The 19,404-nt window shown below is 51.6% G+C and carries 15 protein-coding genes; 9 read left to right on the forward strand and 6 right to left on the reverse strand.

The window, feature by feature from the left end; translation table 11 throughout:
* Positions 1–49 precede the first annotated feature (49 nt).
* The 5 genes from xni to queF form a co-directional block, all read right to left on the reverse strand.
* Positions 50–805, reverse strand: a complete 756-nt coding sequence (gene xni / locus SK36_RS02240) for a flap endonuclease Xni (protein ID WP_048220650.1) — start codon at positions 803–805, stop codon at positions 50–52.
* A gap of 117 nt (positions 806–922) precedes the next feature.
* Positions 923–2,290: an L-serine ammonia-lyase gene (locus SK36_RS02245; protein WP_045446912.1), complete on the reverse strand. Its 1,368-nt coding sequence runs from the start codon at positions 2,288–2,290 to the stop codon at positions 923–925.
* A gap of 50 nt (positions 2,291–2,340) precedes the next feature.
* On the reverse strand, positions 2,341–3,630 hold the full coding sequence (locus SK36_RS02250) for an HAAAP family serine/threonine permease (RefSeq protein WP_045446909.1): 1,290 nt from the start codon (positions 3,628–3,630) through the stop codon (positions 2,341–2,343).
* Between the two features lie 562 nt (positions 3,631–4,192).
* Positions 4,193–5,557 carry a nucleotide 5'-monophosphate nucleosidase PpnN gene (gene ppnN / locus SK36_RS02255; RefSeq protein ID WP_045446906.1) on the reverse strand — a complete coding sequence of 455 codons (1,365 nt, stop codon included), beginning with the start codon at positions 5,555–5,557 and terminating at the stop codon, positions 4,193–4,195.
* Positions 5,558–5,670: 113 nt separating this feature from the next.
* Positions 5,671–6,519 carry an NADPH-dependent 7-cyano-7-deazaguanine reductase QueF gene (gene queF, locus SK36_RS02260; protein WP_048220651.1) on the reverse strand — a complete coding sequence of 283 codons (849 nt, stop codon included), beginning with the start codon at positions 6,517–6,519 and terminating at the stop codon, positions 5,671–5,673.
* A 68-nt stretch (positions 6,520–6,587) separates the two neighbouring features.
* Here queF and syd point away from each other — a divergent pair, with 68 nt between their 5' ends.
* The 8 genes from syd to SK36_RS02300 all read left to right on the forward strand — a co-directional run bounded on the left by syd (position 6,588) and on the right by SK36_RS02300 (position 15,103).
* The gene (syd, locus tag SK36_RS02265) at positions 6,588–7,133 is read left to right on the forward strand and encodes a SecY-interacting protein (protein WP_048220652.1); all 546 of its coding nucleotides are present in this window, start codon (positions 6,588–6,590) and stop codon (positions 7,131–7,133) included.
* A gap of 632 nt (positions 7,134–7,765) precedes the next feature.
* Positions 7,766–8,095: a YqcC family protein gene (locus tag SK36_RS02270; protein WP_045446898.1), complete on the forward strand. Its 330-nt coding sequence runs from the start codon at positions 7,766–7,768 to the stop codon at positions 8,093–8,095.
* On the forward strand, positions 8,095–8,877 hold the full coding sequence (gene truC / locus SK36_RS02275) for a tRNA pseudouridine(65) synthase TruC (RefSeq protein WP_048220653.1): 783 nt from the start codon (positions 8,095–8,097) through the stop codon (positions 8,875–8,877). The genes SK36_RS02270 and truC overlap by 1 nt, the downstream gene beginning before the upstream one ends.
* Before the next feature lie 18 nt (positions 8,878–8,895).
* Entirely contained in the window at positions 8,896–9,345 is a 450-nt protein-coding gene (locus SK36_RS02280; protein WP_045446892.1) for a flavodoxin, read from the forward strand.
* A 480-nt stretch (positions 9,346–9,825) separates the two neighbouring features.
* Positions 9,826–11,178 (forward strand): galactarate/glucarate/glycerate transporter GudP, encoded by a 1,353-nt coding sequence (gene gudP, locus SK36_RS02285; RefSeq protein ID WP_045446889.1) that lies wholly within the window; start codon positions 9,826–9,828, stop codon positions 11,176–11,178.
* 2 nt (positions 11,179–11,180) lie between these two features.
* Positions 11,181–12,521 carry an enolase C-terminal domain-like protein gene (locus SK36_RS02290; RefSeq protein WP_048220654.1) on the forward strand — a complete coding sequence of 447 codons (1,341 nt, stop codon included), beginning with the start codon at positions 11,181–11,183 and terminating at the stop codon, positions 12,519–12,521.
* Positions 12,522–12,541: 20 nt separating this feature from the next.
* On the forward strand, positions 12,542–13,882 hold the full coding sequence (gene gudD / locus SK36_RS02295) for a glucarate dehydratase (protein WP_048220655.1): 1,341 nt from the start codon (positions 12,542–12,544) through the stop codon (positions 13,880–13,882).
* 78 nt (positions 13,883–13,960) lie between these two features.
* Positions 13,961–15,103, forward strand: a complete 1,143-nt coding sequence (locus SK36_RS02300) for a glycerate kinase (RefSeq protein ID WP_045446880.1) — start codon at positions 13,961–13,963, stop codon at positions 15,101–15,103.
* An 80-nt stretch (positions 15,104–15,183) separates the two neighbouring features.
* Here SK36_RS02300 and barA read toward each other — a convergent pair whose 3' ends face one another.
* Complete coding sequence (gene barA, locus SK36_RS02305; protein WP_045446877.1) at positions 15,184–17,940, reverse strand: two-component sensor histidine kinase BarA; 2,757 nt, start codon at positions 17,938–17,940, stop codon at positions 15,184–15,186.
* Between the two features lie 57 nt (positions 17,941–17,997).
* Here barA and rlmD point away from each other — a divergent pair, with 57 nt between their 5' ends.
* Positions 17,998–19,296, forward strand: coding sequence for a 23S rRNA (uracil(1939)-C(5))-methyltransferase RlmD (gene rlmD / locus SK36_RS02310; RefSeq protein ID WP_048220656.1), 1,299 nt, complete (start codon positions 17,998–18,000; stop codon positions 19,294–19,296).
* Positions 19,297–19,404 lie beyond the last annotated feature (108 nt).

A 19,404-nucleotide genomic window follows, 5' to 3' on the forward strand; every position in this document is an offset into this window, starting at 1 on the left:
TTGTTGGTTCTGTAAGCCGGATGAGCGCAGCCACACGGCAATTCATTTATCATCGTATCAGCCGAAGTTGCTGCAAATTCCCGTCGATATGTAAGTTCGTTTGCAACCGGGCGATATCGCGGCAAAGAAATGCCATCTCTTTGTGCGCCTCCAGTTTCTTACGCCATTTTTCAGGCACATTATCGAGATGGGCGTAAATCCCTTCCAGATGTTGAAACTGAACTAACAACTGGGTTGCGCTTTTAGGACCAATGCCTGCGACGCCAGGTACTTTTGAACTGCTTATCCCCGCCAGTCCCCAGTAATCCGGTAACTGCTGAGGCAGTACGCCAAACTCTTTCTCAATGAACGGTGCATCCAGCCAGCGCTTTTGAAAATAATCGCGTATACGCAGCGTCGGGGAGAGCAACTGACAGTAGCCTTTATCGGTCGAGACAATGGTAGCCTGATGCCCGGCCTGGGTGACTTTTACTGCCAGGGTTGCGGCCAAATCGTCAGCCTCATTACCACTTGAGACCCAGCAGCAGACCCCACGCTGCTCAAAAGCGGTGCGTAAGGCGGACATTTCATTATGTAATTCGTCGGGCATCGGTGGACGGCCCGCTTTGTAGTCGGGCAGTCGTTGGTGACGCCAGCCGCTGTTACGTGCTTCATCATCAAATACTGCAACAGCATGCGTGGGCTGGCTGTGCACAATTAATTGATCGAGCGCGTGCTGGCATGTCTCCACACAAGGTGAACCCTGAACCGCATGAATGCGGCGGATGAGATTCAGTGCATCAACGATAAGCAGATGGACGGCCACAATGTTCTCCCTTACAAATCAGGGTGTAGGGTAACATTCACGGCGAAGCGAGGCTAATATCAGAAATCAACATTTTGCCGGATGGCGGTTAACGCCAGTCCGGCAATCTGAAGAGAATTAATCGCAGGTAACAATCTTCATTGCCAGGCCGCCGCGAGAAGTTTCGCGGTACTTGGCGTTCATGTCTTTACCCGTTTCGTACATGGTCTCGATAACTTTATCGAGGCACACGCGCGGCTCGCTGGTACGGCGCAGCGCCATACGTGCAGCATTAACCGCTTTCACGGAGGCAATGGCATTACGTTCAATGCACGGTACCTGAACCTGACCGGCAACCGGATCGCAGGTTAACCCGAGGTTGTGTTCCATACCGATTTCCGCGGCGATACATACCTGCGTTGGGCTACCGCCCAGCAGTTCTGCCAGACCCGCCGCCGCCATTGAACATGCTACGCCGACTTCACCCTGGCAACCGACTTCAGCACCTGAGATAGAGGCGTTCATCTTGTATAGTGAACCAATGGCGCTTGCGACCAGCATATAGCGTGCCAGTGAGTTAGCGTTCACTTCGCGGATGAACTTGTCGTAATACGCCAGCACAGCCGGAACAATCCCGCACGCACCGTTAGTCGGTGCAGTGACCACGCGTCCACCGGCAGCATTTTCTTCATTAACCGCCAGCGCGAACATGTTGATCCAGTCAACAACCGCCATCGGATCGGTGGTGGTTTTATCGCTGCTAACCAGCATACGACGCAGCGCTGCCGCTCGACGTGGAACGCGCAGTTTGCCCGGCAACACGCCTTCTGTGGTGATGCCACGTTCAATTCCGCTACGCATGACTTCCCAGACATTGGCAAAGTGCTGTTCCAGCTCTTCTTTGCTGTGTAACGCCAGTTCGTTTTGCATCATCAGACCGGAAAGCGACAGACCAGTTTCCTGGCAATGTCTTTGCAGATCGGCTGCGGATTTATACGGGTAAGGCACGTTTACCGGCGAGTTATTCGGTAAACCAAAGTGTTCTTCATCAACGATAAATCCACCGCCAATGGAATAGTAGGTCTGGCTGTATATGGCCTTTTCACCCGCCAGCGCAGTAATTCGCATCCCGTTTTCGTGCAGAGACAGATTATCTGTATGGAAATTCATGCACTTATCGACCGGGAACTCAACTTCATGCTGACCGTCTGCCAGCAGCAAACGTCCATGAGTATTAACATCCTGGATGAATCCCGGGATGGAGTCGATGTCTACGGTATCCGGCAGATTACCCGCCAGGCCCATAATAATCGCGATGTCGGTGTGGTGGCCTTTCCCCGTCAGAGACAGAGAACCATAAACATCAACCACTACGCGGGTTACGTCAGTGAGTATTCCGCGTGCAATCAGGTCGTCCGTGAATTGTTTGCCTGCTTTCATTGGGCCTACAGTATGGGAACTGGAAGGGCCAATGCCGATTTTGAAGATATCGAATACGCTAATCATTAGGCGTCCATTGTGTAACGAGGTGCGCCGCCCGAGGGCGGCGCAGGGGATTAACTAAACAGCGAGTAGAAAATAGCGGAGATTGCAATCAGGCCCATAATCACAACGAAGACGTTGCTGATATGACCGCTGTACTTACGCATTGCCGGTACTTTCTGAATCGCATACATCGGCATCAGGAACAGAATCATCGCGATGATTGGGCCACCCAGGGTCTCAATCATACCGAGGATGCTCGGGTTCAGCGTTGCCACAATCCAGGTGGTTACCAGCATGAACAGCGCAGTGATTTTGTTCAGTTTGTTGATTTCGATGGATTTGCCTTTGCTACGCAGAGACTTAATTACCATACCGTTGAAACCTTCACGTGCGCCCAGGTAGTGGCCGAGGAAGGATTTGGTGATAGCAATAATCGCGATGATCGGTGCCATCCAGGCAATGATCGGCGCGTTAAAGTGGTTCGCCAGGTAAGACAGGATGGAGATGTTCTGCTCTTTCGCCGCAGCCAGATCCGCCGGGGTCAGGCTAAATACGCAGCTGAAGACGAAGAACATAACGGTCAATACCATCATGATGTGAGCGAATGCCAGGATCTTAGAACATTTCTTCTCAGCTTCATCACCGTACTCTTCACGCTTCGCTACGGCGAAGGAGGAGATGATCGGGGAGTGGTTGAAGGAGAACACCATTACCGGGATTGCCAGCCACAGGGTCAACAACAGGCCATTGCCGGTGGTTGCAGCAGAGTCAAAAGACAGAGTTTCCAGAACCGCACCGCTCCACTGAGGGATCAGGTACAGAGCCAGCAGCATCAATGCAGCAACGAACGGGAACACCAGGATGCTCATCGCTTTCACGATCATCTGCTCACCGAAGCGAACAATGGTCATCATGCCGACAATCAGGATCAGAGAAAGGATCGCGCGCGGCGGTGGGGTAATTGCTAGCTGATGGGTCAGGAAGCTTTCTACTGTGTTAGTGATAGCAACGCTGTACACCAACAGAATTGGGTAAATAGCGAAGAAGTAGAGCAGGGTAATCAGCTTACCCGCGCCAATGCCAAAGTGTTCTTCTACAACTTCGGTAATGTCTTCACCCGGATTTTTACCGGATAACACGAAGCGAGTCAGGCCACGGTGAGCAAAGAAGGTCATCGGGAAGGCAAGAATGGCCATGATAATCAGCGGGATCATACCGCCAACGCCTGCGTTAATTGGCAGGAATAATACACCCGCGCCAATCGCCGTGCCGTAAAGGCCCAACATCCACATGGTGTCTGTCTTGCGCCATGCGCTGCGGGTCTGGCCCGTAACGATAGTGCTGGTTTGCGTGTTTTCCATCTATTTCTCCTGGAGGAAGCTTAAAAAGTCAGGTTTGGGTTCAATCCAATGAAAAAAGACCCGACTGTAAAACGAAATTCGTTTAGCGATTTTTTATATAATTTTTCGCCGTAATAATTTTCGGGCGGAAAGATACATTTTAGTTATGAATGTATCAGTGATCGCGATCTCAAATGCAATAATCCACCTTTTATGTGGATAAATTTGGACCATTAATCTGTTAAAAAATAGTCAAAGCGAATTTACGGGCGCGAAGGCTACCATTAACGACATATGCCATGAAAGGTAAGGCGAGAAGATACGAGCGTTGCGCTGTAAAAACTGTCATTTTTAGTGAATTCTGGCGACTAATAATAATTTGCGGCGATAAATCACGGTCGGCTTCGAAAGGTAAACGTTTGCGTGTTGAGGCTTTTTTGAGGAGATATTATTGGTATTTATGTGTTGGAGTTGTGCTATGTGACTGGTATCACTAAAAAAGCCGGGAGGCAGAGGTGCCAATCCCGGCTTGTATATGGACAAATCTGTCACCGCGATAGCAGCGTCAATCTGTCGTTGGAGGTTAAGCGCAGATCTCGTAGCAAGGGATATACGCAGTACCAGGTAGCTTCATACGATGTTGCGCAACAAAGCCCTGCAGGAGATCGTCCATGCGCCGCATCATCTCGCGGTCACCGTGGATTTTGTACGGGCCAAACTCTTCAATGGCACGGATGCCAACTTCTTTCACGTTACCCGCAACAATACCGGAGAACGCACGACGCAGGTCAGCCGCCAGCACTTCAACGGGCTGGTCAGGATACAGTTTCAGATTGGCCATGTTTTCATGGGACGGCTCGAACGGCATCTGCAAGTCAGGTGCGATACGAATCGACCAGTTGAAACTGTAGGCATCTCCGGTGTCGCGGCGATTCTCTTTCACCAGCGGCATCGCTTTTTTCATCAAGCGCGCTACTTCCGAAGCATCATCAATGATGATGCGGTAGTGACGACGAGCATTTTCTCCCAGCGTGTGCACGATAAACTCATCCAGGACCCGGAAGTAATCCGCACTCTCTTTAGGACCGGTCAGGATCAGTGGCAGAACCTGATCTTTGTTGGCCGGATTCATCAGGATCCCCAACAGATACAGCAGCTCTTCCGCTGTTCCTACGCCACCAGGGAAAATGATAATACCGTGCGCAATACGTACAAACGCTTCCAGACGTTTTTCAATGTCCGGCATGATAATGAGTTCGTTAACCAGCGGGTTAGGCGGCTCAGCGGCAATGATTGATGGCTCAGTCATACCGATAAAGCGGCTGTCTCTGTAGCGCTGTTGGGCGTGGCCGACCGCAGCACCTTTCATCGGGGCTTCCATCGCTCCTGGACCACAACCGGTACAGATGTTCAGTTCACGCAGACCCAGTTGAGTGCCGACGCGACGGGCATAAAGGTACTCATTTTCGTTAATCGAGTGACCGCCCCAGCAGACGACCATATTCGGCGCTTCACCGACGTGCAGCGCTCGGGCGTTACGCAGGATTGAGAAGACCAGGTTAGTGATGTGCACTGAGCTTTCAAGATCCAGATGTTGAAAGCGACCGGCGTTACTGATCTGTCCGTTGACAAAAAGAATATCGCGCAGCACGGCAAACAGGTTGGCCTGTAGCGCGCGAATAATACGTCCATCAACAAACGCATCTTCAGGTGGGTTAATCAGTTCCAGCTTCACGCCACGTTCGCGGCGTAGCACGTTAATGTCGAAACTTTCAAAACGTGACAGCAGCTCTTTGCTGTTGTCAGTCAAACTGCCGGAGTTCAGGACGGCAAGAGAACAGTTACGAAACAGTTGATACAGGTCGCTGCTGGCCGTGCGTTTAAGCATATCGACTTCCAGCTGCGACAACATGTCCATTGAGCCAAGGGGGCTAATATGTGTAATCAAGTAAACTCCTTACGGGACGAGAGACATCATCCTCTATTGATTACAATAGCCCTGGCTTATGATCTTTCACAACCTTGCGTGCGGAATCCGACACGCAAAATTGAGAAAAAAGATTACTGACGTACCAGTCTGCCGATGGCGGGGACAAAATTGGTGTTAGTTCGCCACGGATTAATGTCCAGGCCGCCACGTCGAGTGTAGCGCGCGTAGACGCTCAGTTTTTCCGGCTGGCAGAAGCGCAGAATGTCATTGAAAATGCGTTCCACGCACTGCTCGTGGAATTCATTGTGATGGCGGAAAGAGACCAGATAACGCAACAGCTTCTCGCGATCGATTTTCCGTCCACGGTACTGAATCTGTATGGAGCCCCAGTCCGGCTGATGAGTGATCAGACAGTTGGATTTCAGCAAGTGGCTGACCAGGGTTTCTTCCACAGCTTTCTCACCGCTAACGGCATTTTCCAGATACTCTGTACTGAATTCGTAGCTGTCGATAACGATGTCCTGGTCATCGATGCAGGTACCGTTGAAATGAGCAATAGGTTGCCCTTCCAGTTCGTCAATACGATAGAGTGCCACGCTGACATCACCCTGAGCGCAGGCGCGCAGATCGTTTTCCAGCGTCTGGCGAACCGCATCCCAGGAGTCAAACCGGGTTTGGTTGTAGCTGTTCAGATAGAGCTTAAAGCTTTTCGATTCAATCAGATTAACGCTGGTGTAATCCAGTTCAACATGACCGACGGCAACCTGCGGCAAGCCGTTAGCATTCAGCCAGGACAGTTCATACAGCGTCCAGATATCGGCACCGTGAAAAGGCAGGTTATCGGCCTTTAAATCCAGCGGGTCGCGGTTCAGGCTGCGCGGAACGCCCTGCAACAGACTGACATCGTAATTATCCCGGTAATCTGTTGATTTTCCGAGAGTCAGGCCATCAAGCGCCTGATGGTTTTCATAAGAAGACATGTTTCACCGTCATAAACCAGATACACTATGCGACAAGTGTATCCTGGCTTTTGTGAAGAGAGAAATCAGTGGACGAATTGACTGCGCAGGCGTTGACAGCCTTTACGACACGTTATTGCGACGCATGGCATGAACAAAATAACAGTTGGCCGTTGAGCGAAGAGCTGTACGGCGTACCTTCTCCGTGCATTATTTCTTCCACCAATGATGCGGTGTACTGGCAACCCCAACCCTTTGTGGGAGACGCCAACGTAAATGCGGTTGAACGCGCCTTTGATATTGTGATACAACCCGCTATTCATGCTTTTTATACCACCCAGTTTGCCGGGGATATGCACGCGCAGTTTGCAGATGAAAAGCTGACATTGCTGCAAACCTGGAGTGAAGATGACTTCAGGCGTGTTCAGGAAAACCTGATCGGCCATCTGGTTACGCAAAAGCGACTCAAGTTATCGCCTACGCTTTTTATTGCCACACAAGAAAATGAACTTGATGTCATTTCCGTGTGCAACCTGTCAGGAGAAGTGTGCAAAGAAACGCTGGGTACCCGTAACAGAACGGTACTGGCGGCTTCGCTTGCGGAATTTCTCACTCAACTTAAGCCTGCTCTGTAGTCCAGTTTGCCCTGAACCGTGTGAGAGATCTCTTACAAACCCTGTAGGAGATTGCCAGGTAATAAGTAAAGGTTTAGTTGTTCCATTTAACACTAATTTTATGTAAATCAACGTATTACTATCTTACTACCCGCTTTCATATGAAAAAAAGCTTAAGGGGTTGTCTGTAAGTGTCTTGTAAGATAAGGCGAAACAGGCGATTCTATCTCTGTCGACAAGGAGTCGCACAACGAAGTGAACATCAGGATGATGACACTTCTGCAGGACACACCAGGATGGTGTTGCAAGGACAGGCTTCAGGATGAAGCAAAGAGGAAAACGCTGGATGCGTTAAAGGACACCTCCAGGAAGGAGAACGAGAGCCGGTCAGGATAGCCGGTGGGTCAGGATGGCCAGGGACACTTCAGGATGAAGTTTTCACATCGGGGTGGTGTGAGCAGGATGCAAACGTTCAGGACGAACAGGTCGAAAGACCACAGGAAAAGTTGTCACGGATGAGCAGGGAGCACTAAAAGTAGCTGGAATGCTGCGAAACGAACCGGGAGCACTGTTTTTACAGTGCTCCCTTTTTTTATTTCCTTCTCACAAGTGCTATTCTTCGCGCCAGATTTTTCATCATTGAGGTTAATTTCATGACGACTCATGACCGTGTGCGCGAGCAGTTACATGCGCTAGAAGCGTTGCTGCGTGAACATAATCACTGGCGGATGGATGAGCCAGAGGAGCATCTGTTTACCAGCACGCAGCCTTTTTGTATGGATACCATGGAACCAGTTGAATGGCTGCAATGGGTGTTGATTCCCCGCATGCATGCCCTGCTGGATAATGCTCAGCCGCTTCCGGAGGCATTTGCCATCTCGCCGTATTACGAAATGGCGCTGGCAGCCGATCATCCGCAGCGTGAGGTTATTCTGATGGCATTGCAGGATCTGGATGCGCTGTTTACAAGCGATAACATCTGATGCTGGAAATACTCTATCAGGATGAATGGCTGATTGCTGTAAATAAACCTTCTGGCTGGCTGGTCCACCGTAGTTGGCTCGACCGTGACGAGAAAGTGGTGGTGATGCAAACGGTGCGCGACCAGATTGGTCAGCATGTTTTTACCGTTCATCGCCTCGACAGACCGACATCTGGTGTGCTGCTGATGGGGTTATCCAGTGAAGCCGGGCGTCTGTTGTCGCAGCAGTTTGAACAGCACCAAATCCAGAAACGTTACCATGCGATTGTGCGCGGCTGGCTGATGGATGATGCGGTGCTGGATTATCCACTGGTGGAGGAGTTGGACAAAATCGCCGATAAATTTGCCCGCGTGGACAAAGAGCCGCAGCCAGCGGTCACACATTATCGAGGTCTGGCGACGGTTGAAATGCCGGTGGCAACCGGGCGGTATCCGACAACCCGATACGGGCTGGTGGAGCTTGATCCTCAAACAGGGCGTAAACATCAACTCAGACGCCATCTTGCTCACTTGCGCCATCCTATAATTGGCGACAGTAAGCATGGAGATTTGCGGCAAAATCGCAGTGCTGCAGAGCATTTCGGTTGCCAGCGATTAATGCTGCATGCCAGCCAGCTTGAACTTATTCATCCGTTTACCGGGGAGCCGCTGGTTATTCGCGCCGGACTTGACGAGGTCTGGATGCAGGCGTTATCACAGTTTGGCTGGCGTGGACTTCTCCCTGAGAATGAAAGGGTTGAGTTAAGCGAGCCGTCGGGTCAGGATGAGCAGATAGATTCTTAATTCAGGGAGACAAAGGGTATGGCGGAAATTGGTATTTTTGTCGGCACGATGTACGGAAACGCGCTGCTGGTAGCCGAAGAGGCCGAAGCGATCCTTACTGCGCAGGGTCATAAAGCCACGGTGTTTGAAGATCCTGAGCTGACTGACTGGCAGGCGTATCAGGAAAAATATGTGCTGGTAGTAACCTCAACAACCGGACAAGGGGATCTTCCCGACAGCATTGTGCCGCTGTTTCAGGGGATTAAAGATAATCTTGGTTTCCAGCCAAATCTGCGTTACGGCGTGATTGCACTGGGTGACAGTAGCTACGTTAATTTCTGCAATGGTGGAAAACAGTTTGACGCTTTGCTACAGGAGCAGAGCGCCCAGCGCGTGGGTGAGATGCTGCTGATTGATGCCAGTGAGCACCCTGAGCCGGAAAGTGAATCCAATCCCTGGGTAGAAAACTGGGGAACCCTCCTGTCTTAAGGTTCACCCTCCCCCTACCGGGAGGGTGCCTTGCCTGTGCCAGCAAGCAAAAGAACGACGCGTTTCTATCCTAATAAAACTGAATCGTGTTAGCTTCGGGCAAATGCCAGTAAAAGCCTTTCATTTGAAAGGGTTTTTACTGGCGTTTTCATAGGGTCAAGCGACCTGTTTCACACTCCTCTCTTTTCACGCCTGACATTCTCCTTTTCAACCCATCGGATTTCATTTCCGTGAAGTTGCTTCCAGTACCCTGGGCTTTTGCCACAAACATACGTGATACGCTGCCAAAATGTTGTGTTGTTGCACGGTGAGAGCGCGCGGGACGCTTTTTATACTGCTTATGCCAGTAAATAAAAACGCAGCATGCAAGGCGAACGACCTCATAAAAAGCTGCATATATATGAAACGTCACCTCTGATTCCCTACCGGTTGTGCAGTTCAGAGTGAGCGTGGCTAACACGAAAATTCAGGAGTGCAACAATGAGTTCATTAAGTCAGGCAGCGAGCAGTGCGGAAAAACGCACAAATGCTCGCTACTGGATAGTGGTGATGCTGTTTATCGTCACATCCTTCAACTACGGCGATCGCGCTACCTTATCGATTGCTGGTTCAGAAATGGCCAAAGACATTGGCCTGGATGCGGTTGGCATGGGATATGTTTTCTCTGCCTTCTCATGGGCTTATGTTATCGGCCAGATCCCAGGCGGCTGGCTGCTCGACCGCTTCGGTTCAAAACGTGTCTATTTCTGGTCCATCTTTATCTGGTCCATGTTTACCCTGTTGCAGGGCTTCGTCGACATCTTTAGCGGCTTCGGCATCATCGTTGCGCTGTTCACTCTGCGATTCCTGGTTGGTCTCGCTGAAGCGCCTTCATTCCCCGGTAACAGTCGAATCGTCGCGGCCTGGTTCCCGGCACAGGAAAGGGGAACGGCGGTCGCTATCTTCAACTCTGCACAGTACTTTGCCACCGTTATCTTCGCTCCGATTATGGGCTGGCTGACTCATGAAGTGGGTTGGTCACACGTGTTCTTCTTTATGGGGGGCCTCGGGATCGTGATTAGCTTTATCTGGTTGAAGGTTATCCACGAACCGAACCAGCATCCTGGTGTGAACCAAAAAGAGCTTGAGTATATTGCCGCAGGTGGCGCGCTGATCAACATGGATCAGGCCGCAGCCAAAGCCAAGGTTCCGTTCAGCGTGAAGTGGGGGCAAATTAAGCAACTGATTGGCTCTCGTATGATGGTAGGTATCTATATCGGTCAGTACTGTATTAACGCCCTGACCTACTTTTTCATTACCTGGTTCCCGGTTTATTTGGTGCAGGCACGCGGCATGTCGATTCTGAAAGCGGGGTTTGTCGCCTCGGTGCCGGCGATTTGCGGCTTCGCTGGTGGCGTGCTCGGCGGCATTATTTCCGACTGGCTGATGCGCCGTACTGGTTCGCTGAATATCGCCCGTAAAACGCCAATTGTTATGGGGATGCTGTTATCGATGGTGATGGTGTTCTGTAACTACGTCAACGTTGAATGGATGATCATCGGCTTTATGGCACTGGCCTTCTTTGGCAAAGGTATTGGGGCGCTGGGTTGGGCGGTGATGGCTGATACCGCACCAAAAGAGATCAGCGGCCTGAGCGGTGGCCTGTTCAATATGTTCGGTAACATCTCCGGCATCGTGACGCCGATTGCCATCGGCTACATCGTTGGCACCACTGGCTCGTTCAACGGCGCATTGATTTACGTGGGTGTTCACGCGCTGATTGCCGTACTGAGCTATCTGGTGCTGGTGGGCGATATTAAGCGTATCGAACTGAAACCTGTAGCAGGGCAATGATCATGACAACACAATCGAGTCCCGTAATTACCGACATGAAGGTCATCCCGGTGGCCGGGCATGACAGCATGCTGCTTAATATTGGCGGCGCGCACAACGCATATTTTACCCGCAACATCGTCGTTCTCACCGACAACGCTGGGAATACCGGCGTCGGTGAAGCGCCGGGCGGGGAAGTGATTTATCAGACGCTGGTAGACGCCATCCCGATGGTATTGGGCAAGGAGGTCGCCCGGCTGAATAAAGTAGTCCAGCAGGTACATAAAGGAAATCAGGCGGCTGACTTTGACACCTTTGGTAAAGGCGCCTGGACCTTTGAGCTGCGAGTCAACGCGGTGGCGGCGCTGGAAGCTGCGCTGTTGGATCTGCTGGGCAAAGCGCTCAATGTACCGGTCTGCGAACTGTTAGGGCCGGGTAAACAGCGCGACGCGGTGACCGTACTTGGCTATTTGTTCTATGTCGGTGATCGCACAAAGACCGATTTACCGTATCTGGAAAGTACTCCGGGTAATCATGAATGGTATCACCTGCGCCACCAGCAAGCGATGAACAGCGATGCGGTAGTACGTCTGGCAGAAGCGTCGCAGGATCGCTACGGTTTTAAAGATTTCAAACTCAAAGGCGGTGTGCTGCCAGGTGAGCAGGAAATTGAAACCGCACGTGCGCTGAAAAAACGCTTCCCAGACGCACGTATTACGGTCGATCCCAACGGTGCCTGGCTACTGGATGAAGCTATCTCGCTGTGTAAAGGGTTGAATGATGTTCTGACCTACGCGGAAGACCCATGTGGTGCGGAACAAGGGTTCTCTGGTCGCGAAGTGATGGCGGAGTTCCGTCGTGCGACGGGACTGCCTGTCGCGACTAATATGATCGCTACCAACTGGCGTGAAATGGGTCATGCAGTGATGCTCAACTCTGTGGATATTCCGCTGGCCGATCCGCACTTCTGGACGCTTTCTGGCGCGGTGCGCGTGGCACAGTTGTGCGATGACTGGGGCCTGACCTGGGGTTGCCACTCGAATAACCACTTCGATATATCGCTGGCGATGTTTACCCATGTTGGTGCTGCTGCACCGGGCAATCCGACGGCTATCGACACGCACTGGATCTGGCAGGAGGGTGATTGCCGCCTGACGAAAAATCCACTGGAAATTAAGAACGGAAAAATTGCTGTTCCGGACGCTCCCGGACTGGGTGTGGAACTGGACTGGGATCAGGTACAAAAAGCACATGAAGCGTATAAGGCGTTGCCCGGTGGCGCGCGTAATGACGCAGGCCCGATGCAGTATTTGATCCCCGGATGGACTTTTGACCGTAAACGTCCCGTTTTCGGCCGTCACTGATTTTGAATAAGGACACAATGATGAGTACACAATTTACTACCCCAGTCGTTACCGCTATGCAGGTTATTCCGGTTGCGGGTCACGACAGCATGCTGATGAATCTGAGCGGCGCGCATGCCCCATTCTTCACGCGTAATATTGTGATTATCAAAGATAACTCCGGTCATACTGGCGTCGGTGAAATTCCCGGTGGCGAGAAAATTCGCAAAACCCTGGAAGATGCGATCCCGCTGGTAGTCGGCAAAGCGCTTGGCGAATATAAAAATGTGCTGAATGCCGTACGCAATACATTTGCCGATCGCGATGCCGGTGGGCGTGGTTTGCAGACCTTCGATCTGCGTACCACTATTCACGTTGTTACCGGGATCGAAGCAGCAATGCTGGATCTGCTGGGTCAGCATCTGGGGGTAAACGTGGCCTCTTTGCTGGGCGATGGTCAGCAGCGTAGCGAAGTCGAAATGCTTGGTTATCTGTTCTTTGTTGGCAACCGTAAAGCGACGCCGTTGCCGTATCAGAGCCAGCCGGATGAGCAATGTGACTGGTATCGTCTGCGTCATGAAGAGGCGATGACTCCGGATGCAGTGGTAAGACTGGCAGAAGCGGCGTATGAAAAATATGGTTTCAATGACTTCAAACTGAAAGGCGGTGTGCTGGCAGGGGAAGAAGAGGCTGAATCTATTGTTGCGTTGGCGAAACGCTTCCCACAGGCGCGCGTGACGCTGGATCCAAACGGTGCCTGGTCGCTCAATGAAGCGATCAAAATCGGTAAATACCTGAAAGGCTCGCTGGCCTATGCCGAAGATCCGTGTGGGGCAGAGCAGGGCTTCTCCGGGCGTGAAGTGATGGCAGAATTCCGTCGCGCTACCGGACTGCCGACGGCGACCAATATGATCGCGACCGACTGGCGTCAAATGGGACATACGCTGTCTCTGCAATCCGTTGATATTCCGCTGGCGGATCCGCATTTTTGGACTATGCAGGGTTCCGTACGCGTGGCGCAGATGTGCCATGAGTTTGGCCTGACATGGGGCTCTCACTCCAATAACCACTTTGATATTTCGCTGGCGATGTTTACCCATGTAGCAGCGGCGGCACCGGGTAAAATTACGGCTATCGACACTCACTGGATCTGGCAGGAAGGCAACCAGCGTCTGACCAAAGAGCCGTTTGAAATTAAAGGTGGCATGGTGCAGGTACCTGCGAAACCGGGGCTGGGCGTGGAACTCGATATGGATCAAGTAATGAAAGCGCACGAACTGTACCAGAAACATGGACTGGGGGCGCGTGACGATGCGATGGGAATGCAGTATCTGATCCCGAACTGGACCTTTGATAATAAACGCCCATGCATGGTGCGCTAAGCGTTATGCCGGTTCTGACAGGAACCGGCACTTCTCCTGTTGTATGCTTAACACCGTCAACATGCGTAAGGATGCTTTATGAAAATAGTGATCGCACCGGACTCCTATAAGGAAAGTTTGAGTGCGCTTGAGGTGGCAACTGCCATTGAGCAGGGGTTTCGTGAAATTTGGCCTGATGCTGATTACGTAAAGATCCCGCTTGCTGATGGTGGCGAGGGAACGGTTGAAGCAATGGTTGCTGCAACGGCAGGTCGCCTTGTTCATGTTGATGTTACTGGTCCTCTGGGAAGCAATGTTCAGGCATTTTATGGCTTATCGGGGGATGCACGTTCCGCGTTTATTGAGATGGCAGCAGCCAGTGGGCTGGAGCTGGTGCCACCGGGTTCACGTGACCCGCTAAAAACGACCTCCTGGGGTACCGGAGAGCTGATACGTCATGCGCTGGATGCGGGGGTTGAGCATATCATCATCGGGATTGGTGGTAGTGCAACAAACGATGGTGGTGCCGGTATGGTGCAGGCACTGGGGGCAAGATTACTGGATGAGCAGAATAACGACATTGCACAGGGCGGTATGGGCCTGGAAGCGCTCGCCAGGATTGATATCTCTCAGTTAGACGCACGTCTTGCCGAGTGTCGCATCGAAGTGGCATGTGATGTGACCAACCCGCTTACTGGTAAAGAGGGGGCCTCTGCGGTATTTGGTCCGCAAAAAGGGGCTACACCCGAAGTGATTGCGCGTTTGGATCAGGCGCTAACGCACTATGCGCATTTGATTGACCGCGATCTGAATGTTGAGGTGCTCGAGCTGGCTGGCGGCGGCGCTGCCGGTGGCATGGGGGCTGCGCTGTATGCGTTTTGTGGCGCTCAGTTACGTTGTGGCATAGAGATCGTAACCGATGCGTTACACCTTGATGACTGCGTCGCAGATGCGGATTTAGTGGTGACCGGCGAAGGGCGTATCGACAGCCAGACGATTCATGGCAAAGTGCCGGTCGGTGTGGCAAACGTTGCAAAGCGTTACAATAAGCCCGTCATTGGTATTGCGGGTAGTCTGACACCGGATGTTGGTGTGGTGCATGAGCATGGTATCGATGCTGTTTTTAGCGTGATTTTTACCATTTGTACGCTGGACGAGGCGCTGGATAATGCGAGCGAAAATGTACGGATGACGGCGCGAAATGTGGCTGCAACGCTTAAAGTAGGGCAACAATTACGTTGAATTATTGGGCCGGATAAGGTGTTTACGCCGCTATCCGGCGATTTACCCGGCGGCACTAAGCTCGCCGGGTAGTTAAACCGTTATCCCAACATCTTCTTCGCTTCTCGCGCGACGTTATCCATTTCATCAAGAAGCTCTAAAAATTCAGGTTCCAGATCTTCTTCTTTGGTGCCACTGCGCAACTGCTGCTCAATGAGCTGGCACAGGTTCTTCATACGGGGAACGCCGCTATAGCCGCAGCTGCCGTGCAGTTTGTGAATCAAATCCACCAGGCCTTCGGGATTTTCACCTACCAGTTGTTCTTCAATTTTGTTACGAACCTCAGGCAGGAAATCGATCAGCATTTGCAGCATATCGCGCGCCAGATCGTTTTTCCCTGCGGCTTGTCTTAATGCCAGTTGCCAGTCGAGCGTGGTGTTCGGGTTGACGACTGGCTCAAGGGGTTCAACGGCAATCGCCCGGGTCAACGCAACTGCTCCGGGCTTGTAGCGTAACAGCAGATTATGCAGCTTATCTTCTTCGATTGGCTTCGCCAGATAATCGTTCATTCCGGCACTGAGTAGCTTCTCTTTTTGACCGGCCATGGCGTGTGCCGTTACGGCAATAACTGGCGTCTGTTGCTGATGAGGAAGTTGATGGATCAGTTCACAAGCGCGTATACCGTCCATATCCGGCATCTGAATATCCATCAGAATCAGATCAAACTGCATCTGCTTGGCGCGATCTACTGCCTGATGTCCGCTGTCACACAGTTCGACGTGCTGCACCTTATCTTCCAGCAATGCGCCGATCAGTTTGAGGTTCGCCGGATTGTCATCCACAGCCATGACGGTCATGGCAATTTTACTCTCATCCATCAGCAGCAGCTCTGCGCTTTGATTCAGATGACAATACTCCGTGAGTGCAGGCAGCAAGCGGGTTGAGGTAAGTGGTTTTAACAGACACGCCGCAGCGCCGCCTTGTTTTAATTTCTCCGCGTTAATTTGCGCATGGCAAGGAAGCGCCAGTAACAGGAAATCTGACATCGCTGCAGCGCTTGCCAGTCGCTCATGCTGCATGGTGAGCGGTTCACGGAAAGTAACGGGTACGCCGAGTAGCAAAATATCGTAATGATCCGCTGGCAGCGCGGAGAATGACGGGCTGTAAATCACCTCCAGCGGTGTTTCACTTAATATATCCAATGTGCATTGTGCTGCAGTGGCATTGGGTTCAACGTAGGCCAGCCGTTTACCGACCAGGCAACGGGTTGGTGAGCGTTCACTGAGAACGTTAGGATTGAGATCGAGACTGATATGAAACCAGAAAGTGGAGCCGCGATTCGGCTGGCTATGGAACGAAATATCCCCACCCATTTCGTTAACCAGTTTTTGTGTAATCACCAGCCCCAGCCCGGTGCCACCGTGGCGTCGTGAAATACTGGCATCCGCCTGGCGGAAGGCCTGGAACAGACGGGACTGATCTCGTTCCGGAATACCAATGCCGGTATCGCGGATTTGTACTTCGATTTGTACCTTGGTATTACTGAGGGAGCGTTTCTCGACCAGAATGTCGATATTACCGCTCTCGGTAAATTTGATGGCATTCCCGACCAGATTGGTAATGACCTGCTGTAAGCGCAGCGGATCGCCGATTACATTGTCTGGCACATCATTCTTAATATTAAGCGTCAGCTCAAGCCCTTTATCATGGGATGAGTGTGCCAGAAGTGTTACGACATCATCCAGCGTACTGCGCAGAGGAAAGGGGATACTTTCCAGAATCAGCTTACCTGCTTCCAGTTTGGAGAAGTCGAGAACGTCATTGATGATAGCCAACAGATTGTTGGCAGAGCGCTCAATCGTATTCAGGTGATCCCGTTGCGTGGTGTTTAACTCAGTTTTTAACGTCAGGCGTGTAAAACCAATGACGCCATTAAGCGGCGTACGCAGTTCATGCGACATGTTTGCCAGAAACTCAGATTTAATGCGCGCAGCTTCCTGGGCGCGCTTCTTCGCCAGATCCAGTTCGACGTTCTGAATCTCCATCTGCTCCAGTGTTTCACGCAGGTCGGAGGTGGCCTGATCAATGTTGTGCTGCATCTCTTCATGATAGGCGGCGAGAGACATCGCCATTGAGTTGATGCCATTCTTCAGCATATCCAGCTCACCCAACATGAATCCTTCTACCCGGCTGTCGAGTTGCCCTCTTCGTATACGGTCGACGGTATTCACCATGTTGCGGATAGGCCCGGTGACGTCACGCATCAGACGCCAGCCGAAAATTAACGCAATACCAATACAAAACAGCATCATAACGCTGGAGATGAAGATCTCTTTGTACTGTTGTAGCCGCACTGATTTGAGGTCTAACTCAAGTGCCACGTATCCCAGCATGTTTTTCGTATTTTTCGCATCGCTAATGGCAGATTCATCCGGAGAATAGCTTTCCGATATAATAGGGGTACGCAGGATCATGATATCCCCGAGCCGGGTAACGCTCAGCTTGCGGGGAAACGGCTCGCCGGTAGCAAGCTGCATTTCCGATGGATCGAGATGAAAGTTTGATGTGACGAACAATCGGTTATTTTCGTCATAGACAGAAATTGCCCGCACGATATCGGAATGGCGGCGGTGCAGCACGCTGATAAGCTGGCCGATGGATTCCCGATTTTGCAAGTTCATGCCATATTCGCTGGAGACAGCAAGTGGCTCAATGATGCTGGCACCCGCGTCTTCCAGTTGACGCTGCAAGTCGTTATAGCGGTGCACAACAAAAAAGATACTTAGCAGCAAACCAATCAGGACGGTCGGGGCCAGGATCAGAATCATCATGCGAGCGCGCAGGCTGTAGTTGGTCATGGAGTTCCGTTATGGGACAATTAGGGTCACACTGTTAAATAGAGAAATATCTCGTCGATGGCGCAATTCTACTCTGCAAAGCGACGCGTGACGACGCGTCAGATCATAACCGTTACTGTCAATGACCTCGATCCTTTTGGTCAGGGCGTAGCTCGCCATAACGGGAAGGCCCTGTTTATACCGGAATTATTGCCCCAGGAAAGCGCCGAGGTCGTAATAACCGAAGATAAAAAACAGTTTGCCCGAGCGCAAGTCAAACGTCGCTTAAACGACAGTTCGGATCGTGAAGTGCCACGTTGCCCACATTTCGGTGTGTGTGGCGGCTGCCAGCAGCAGCATGCAAGCATTCATCTGCAGCAGCGAAGTAAAAGTGCGGCGCTGTCACGTTTGATGAAATGTGAGGTTTCAGAAGTCATTTCTGGCACTCCGTGGGGTTATCGTCGTCGGGCGCGTTTAAGTCTGAACTATCGACCCAAAGAACAGCAGTTGCAGATGGGATTTCGTCAATCCGGCTCCAGCGACATTATCGATGTGAAGCAATGCCCTGTTTTGGTGCCCCAACTTGAGGCGCTGCTGCCCGACATCAGGGCGTGCCTGGAGAGTTTGCAAGGGCTTCGGCATCTTGGTCATGTTGAACTGGTGCTGGCGGGTAACGGCACCCTGATGATTCTGCGGCATACGGCACCACTAAGTGCAGCCGATAAAGAAAAACTGGAATGCTTTTCGCATTCCCAGGGACTGTCTTTGTTTCTGGCTCCACAAAGCGAGATACTTGAATCAATCTCAGGGGAATCGCCCTGGTACGACTCAAATGGACTACGTTTAACCTTCAGCCCGCGTGATTTTATCCAGGTCAATGAAGGGGTGAACCAACAAATGGTGGCCCGGGCACTGGAATGGCTGGATGTGCAGCCTGAGGATCGCGTGCTCGATCTGTTCTGCGGTATGGGGAATTTTACGCTGCCGCTGGCAGCACGAGCTGCAAGTGTGGTGGGGGTTGAAGGTGTGCCTGCGCTGGTGGAAAAAGGCCGGGAAAATGCACTGAATAATGGATTACACAATGTGACATTCTTTCATGAAAACCTTGAGGAAGATGTCACTAGGCAGCCGTGGGCGAAAAATGGGTTCGATAAAGTCCTTCTCGATCCTGCGCGTGCGGGGGCTGCAGGCGTGATGCAACATATTATAAAATTAAAACCTGGTCGCGTTGTTTATGTATCCTGTAATCCTGCTACGCTGGCTCGTGACAGCGAAGCGTTACTTAACGCGGGATATGCCATTCAACGACTGGCGATGCTCGATATGTTCCCGCACACTGGACATCTGGAATCAATGGTCCTGTTTGAGCGTTTGTAATAAATATTTTACCCGATGAATTTCGGGTTGCATTGAGTCTGTCAGAAGCCAACAAAAATGCAGCCTGAAAGACAGTGGGTATGGCTTGTCGACTTCGACAGGCCTGGC

The sequence above is a fragment of the Citrobacter sp. MGH106 genome (genome assembly GCF_001037495.1).
GTDB classification, from domain to species: Bacteria; Pseudomonadota; Gammaproteobacteria; order Enterobacterales; family Enterobacteriaceae; genus Citrobacter; species Citrobacter murliniae.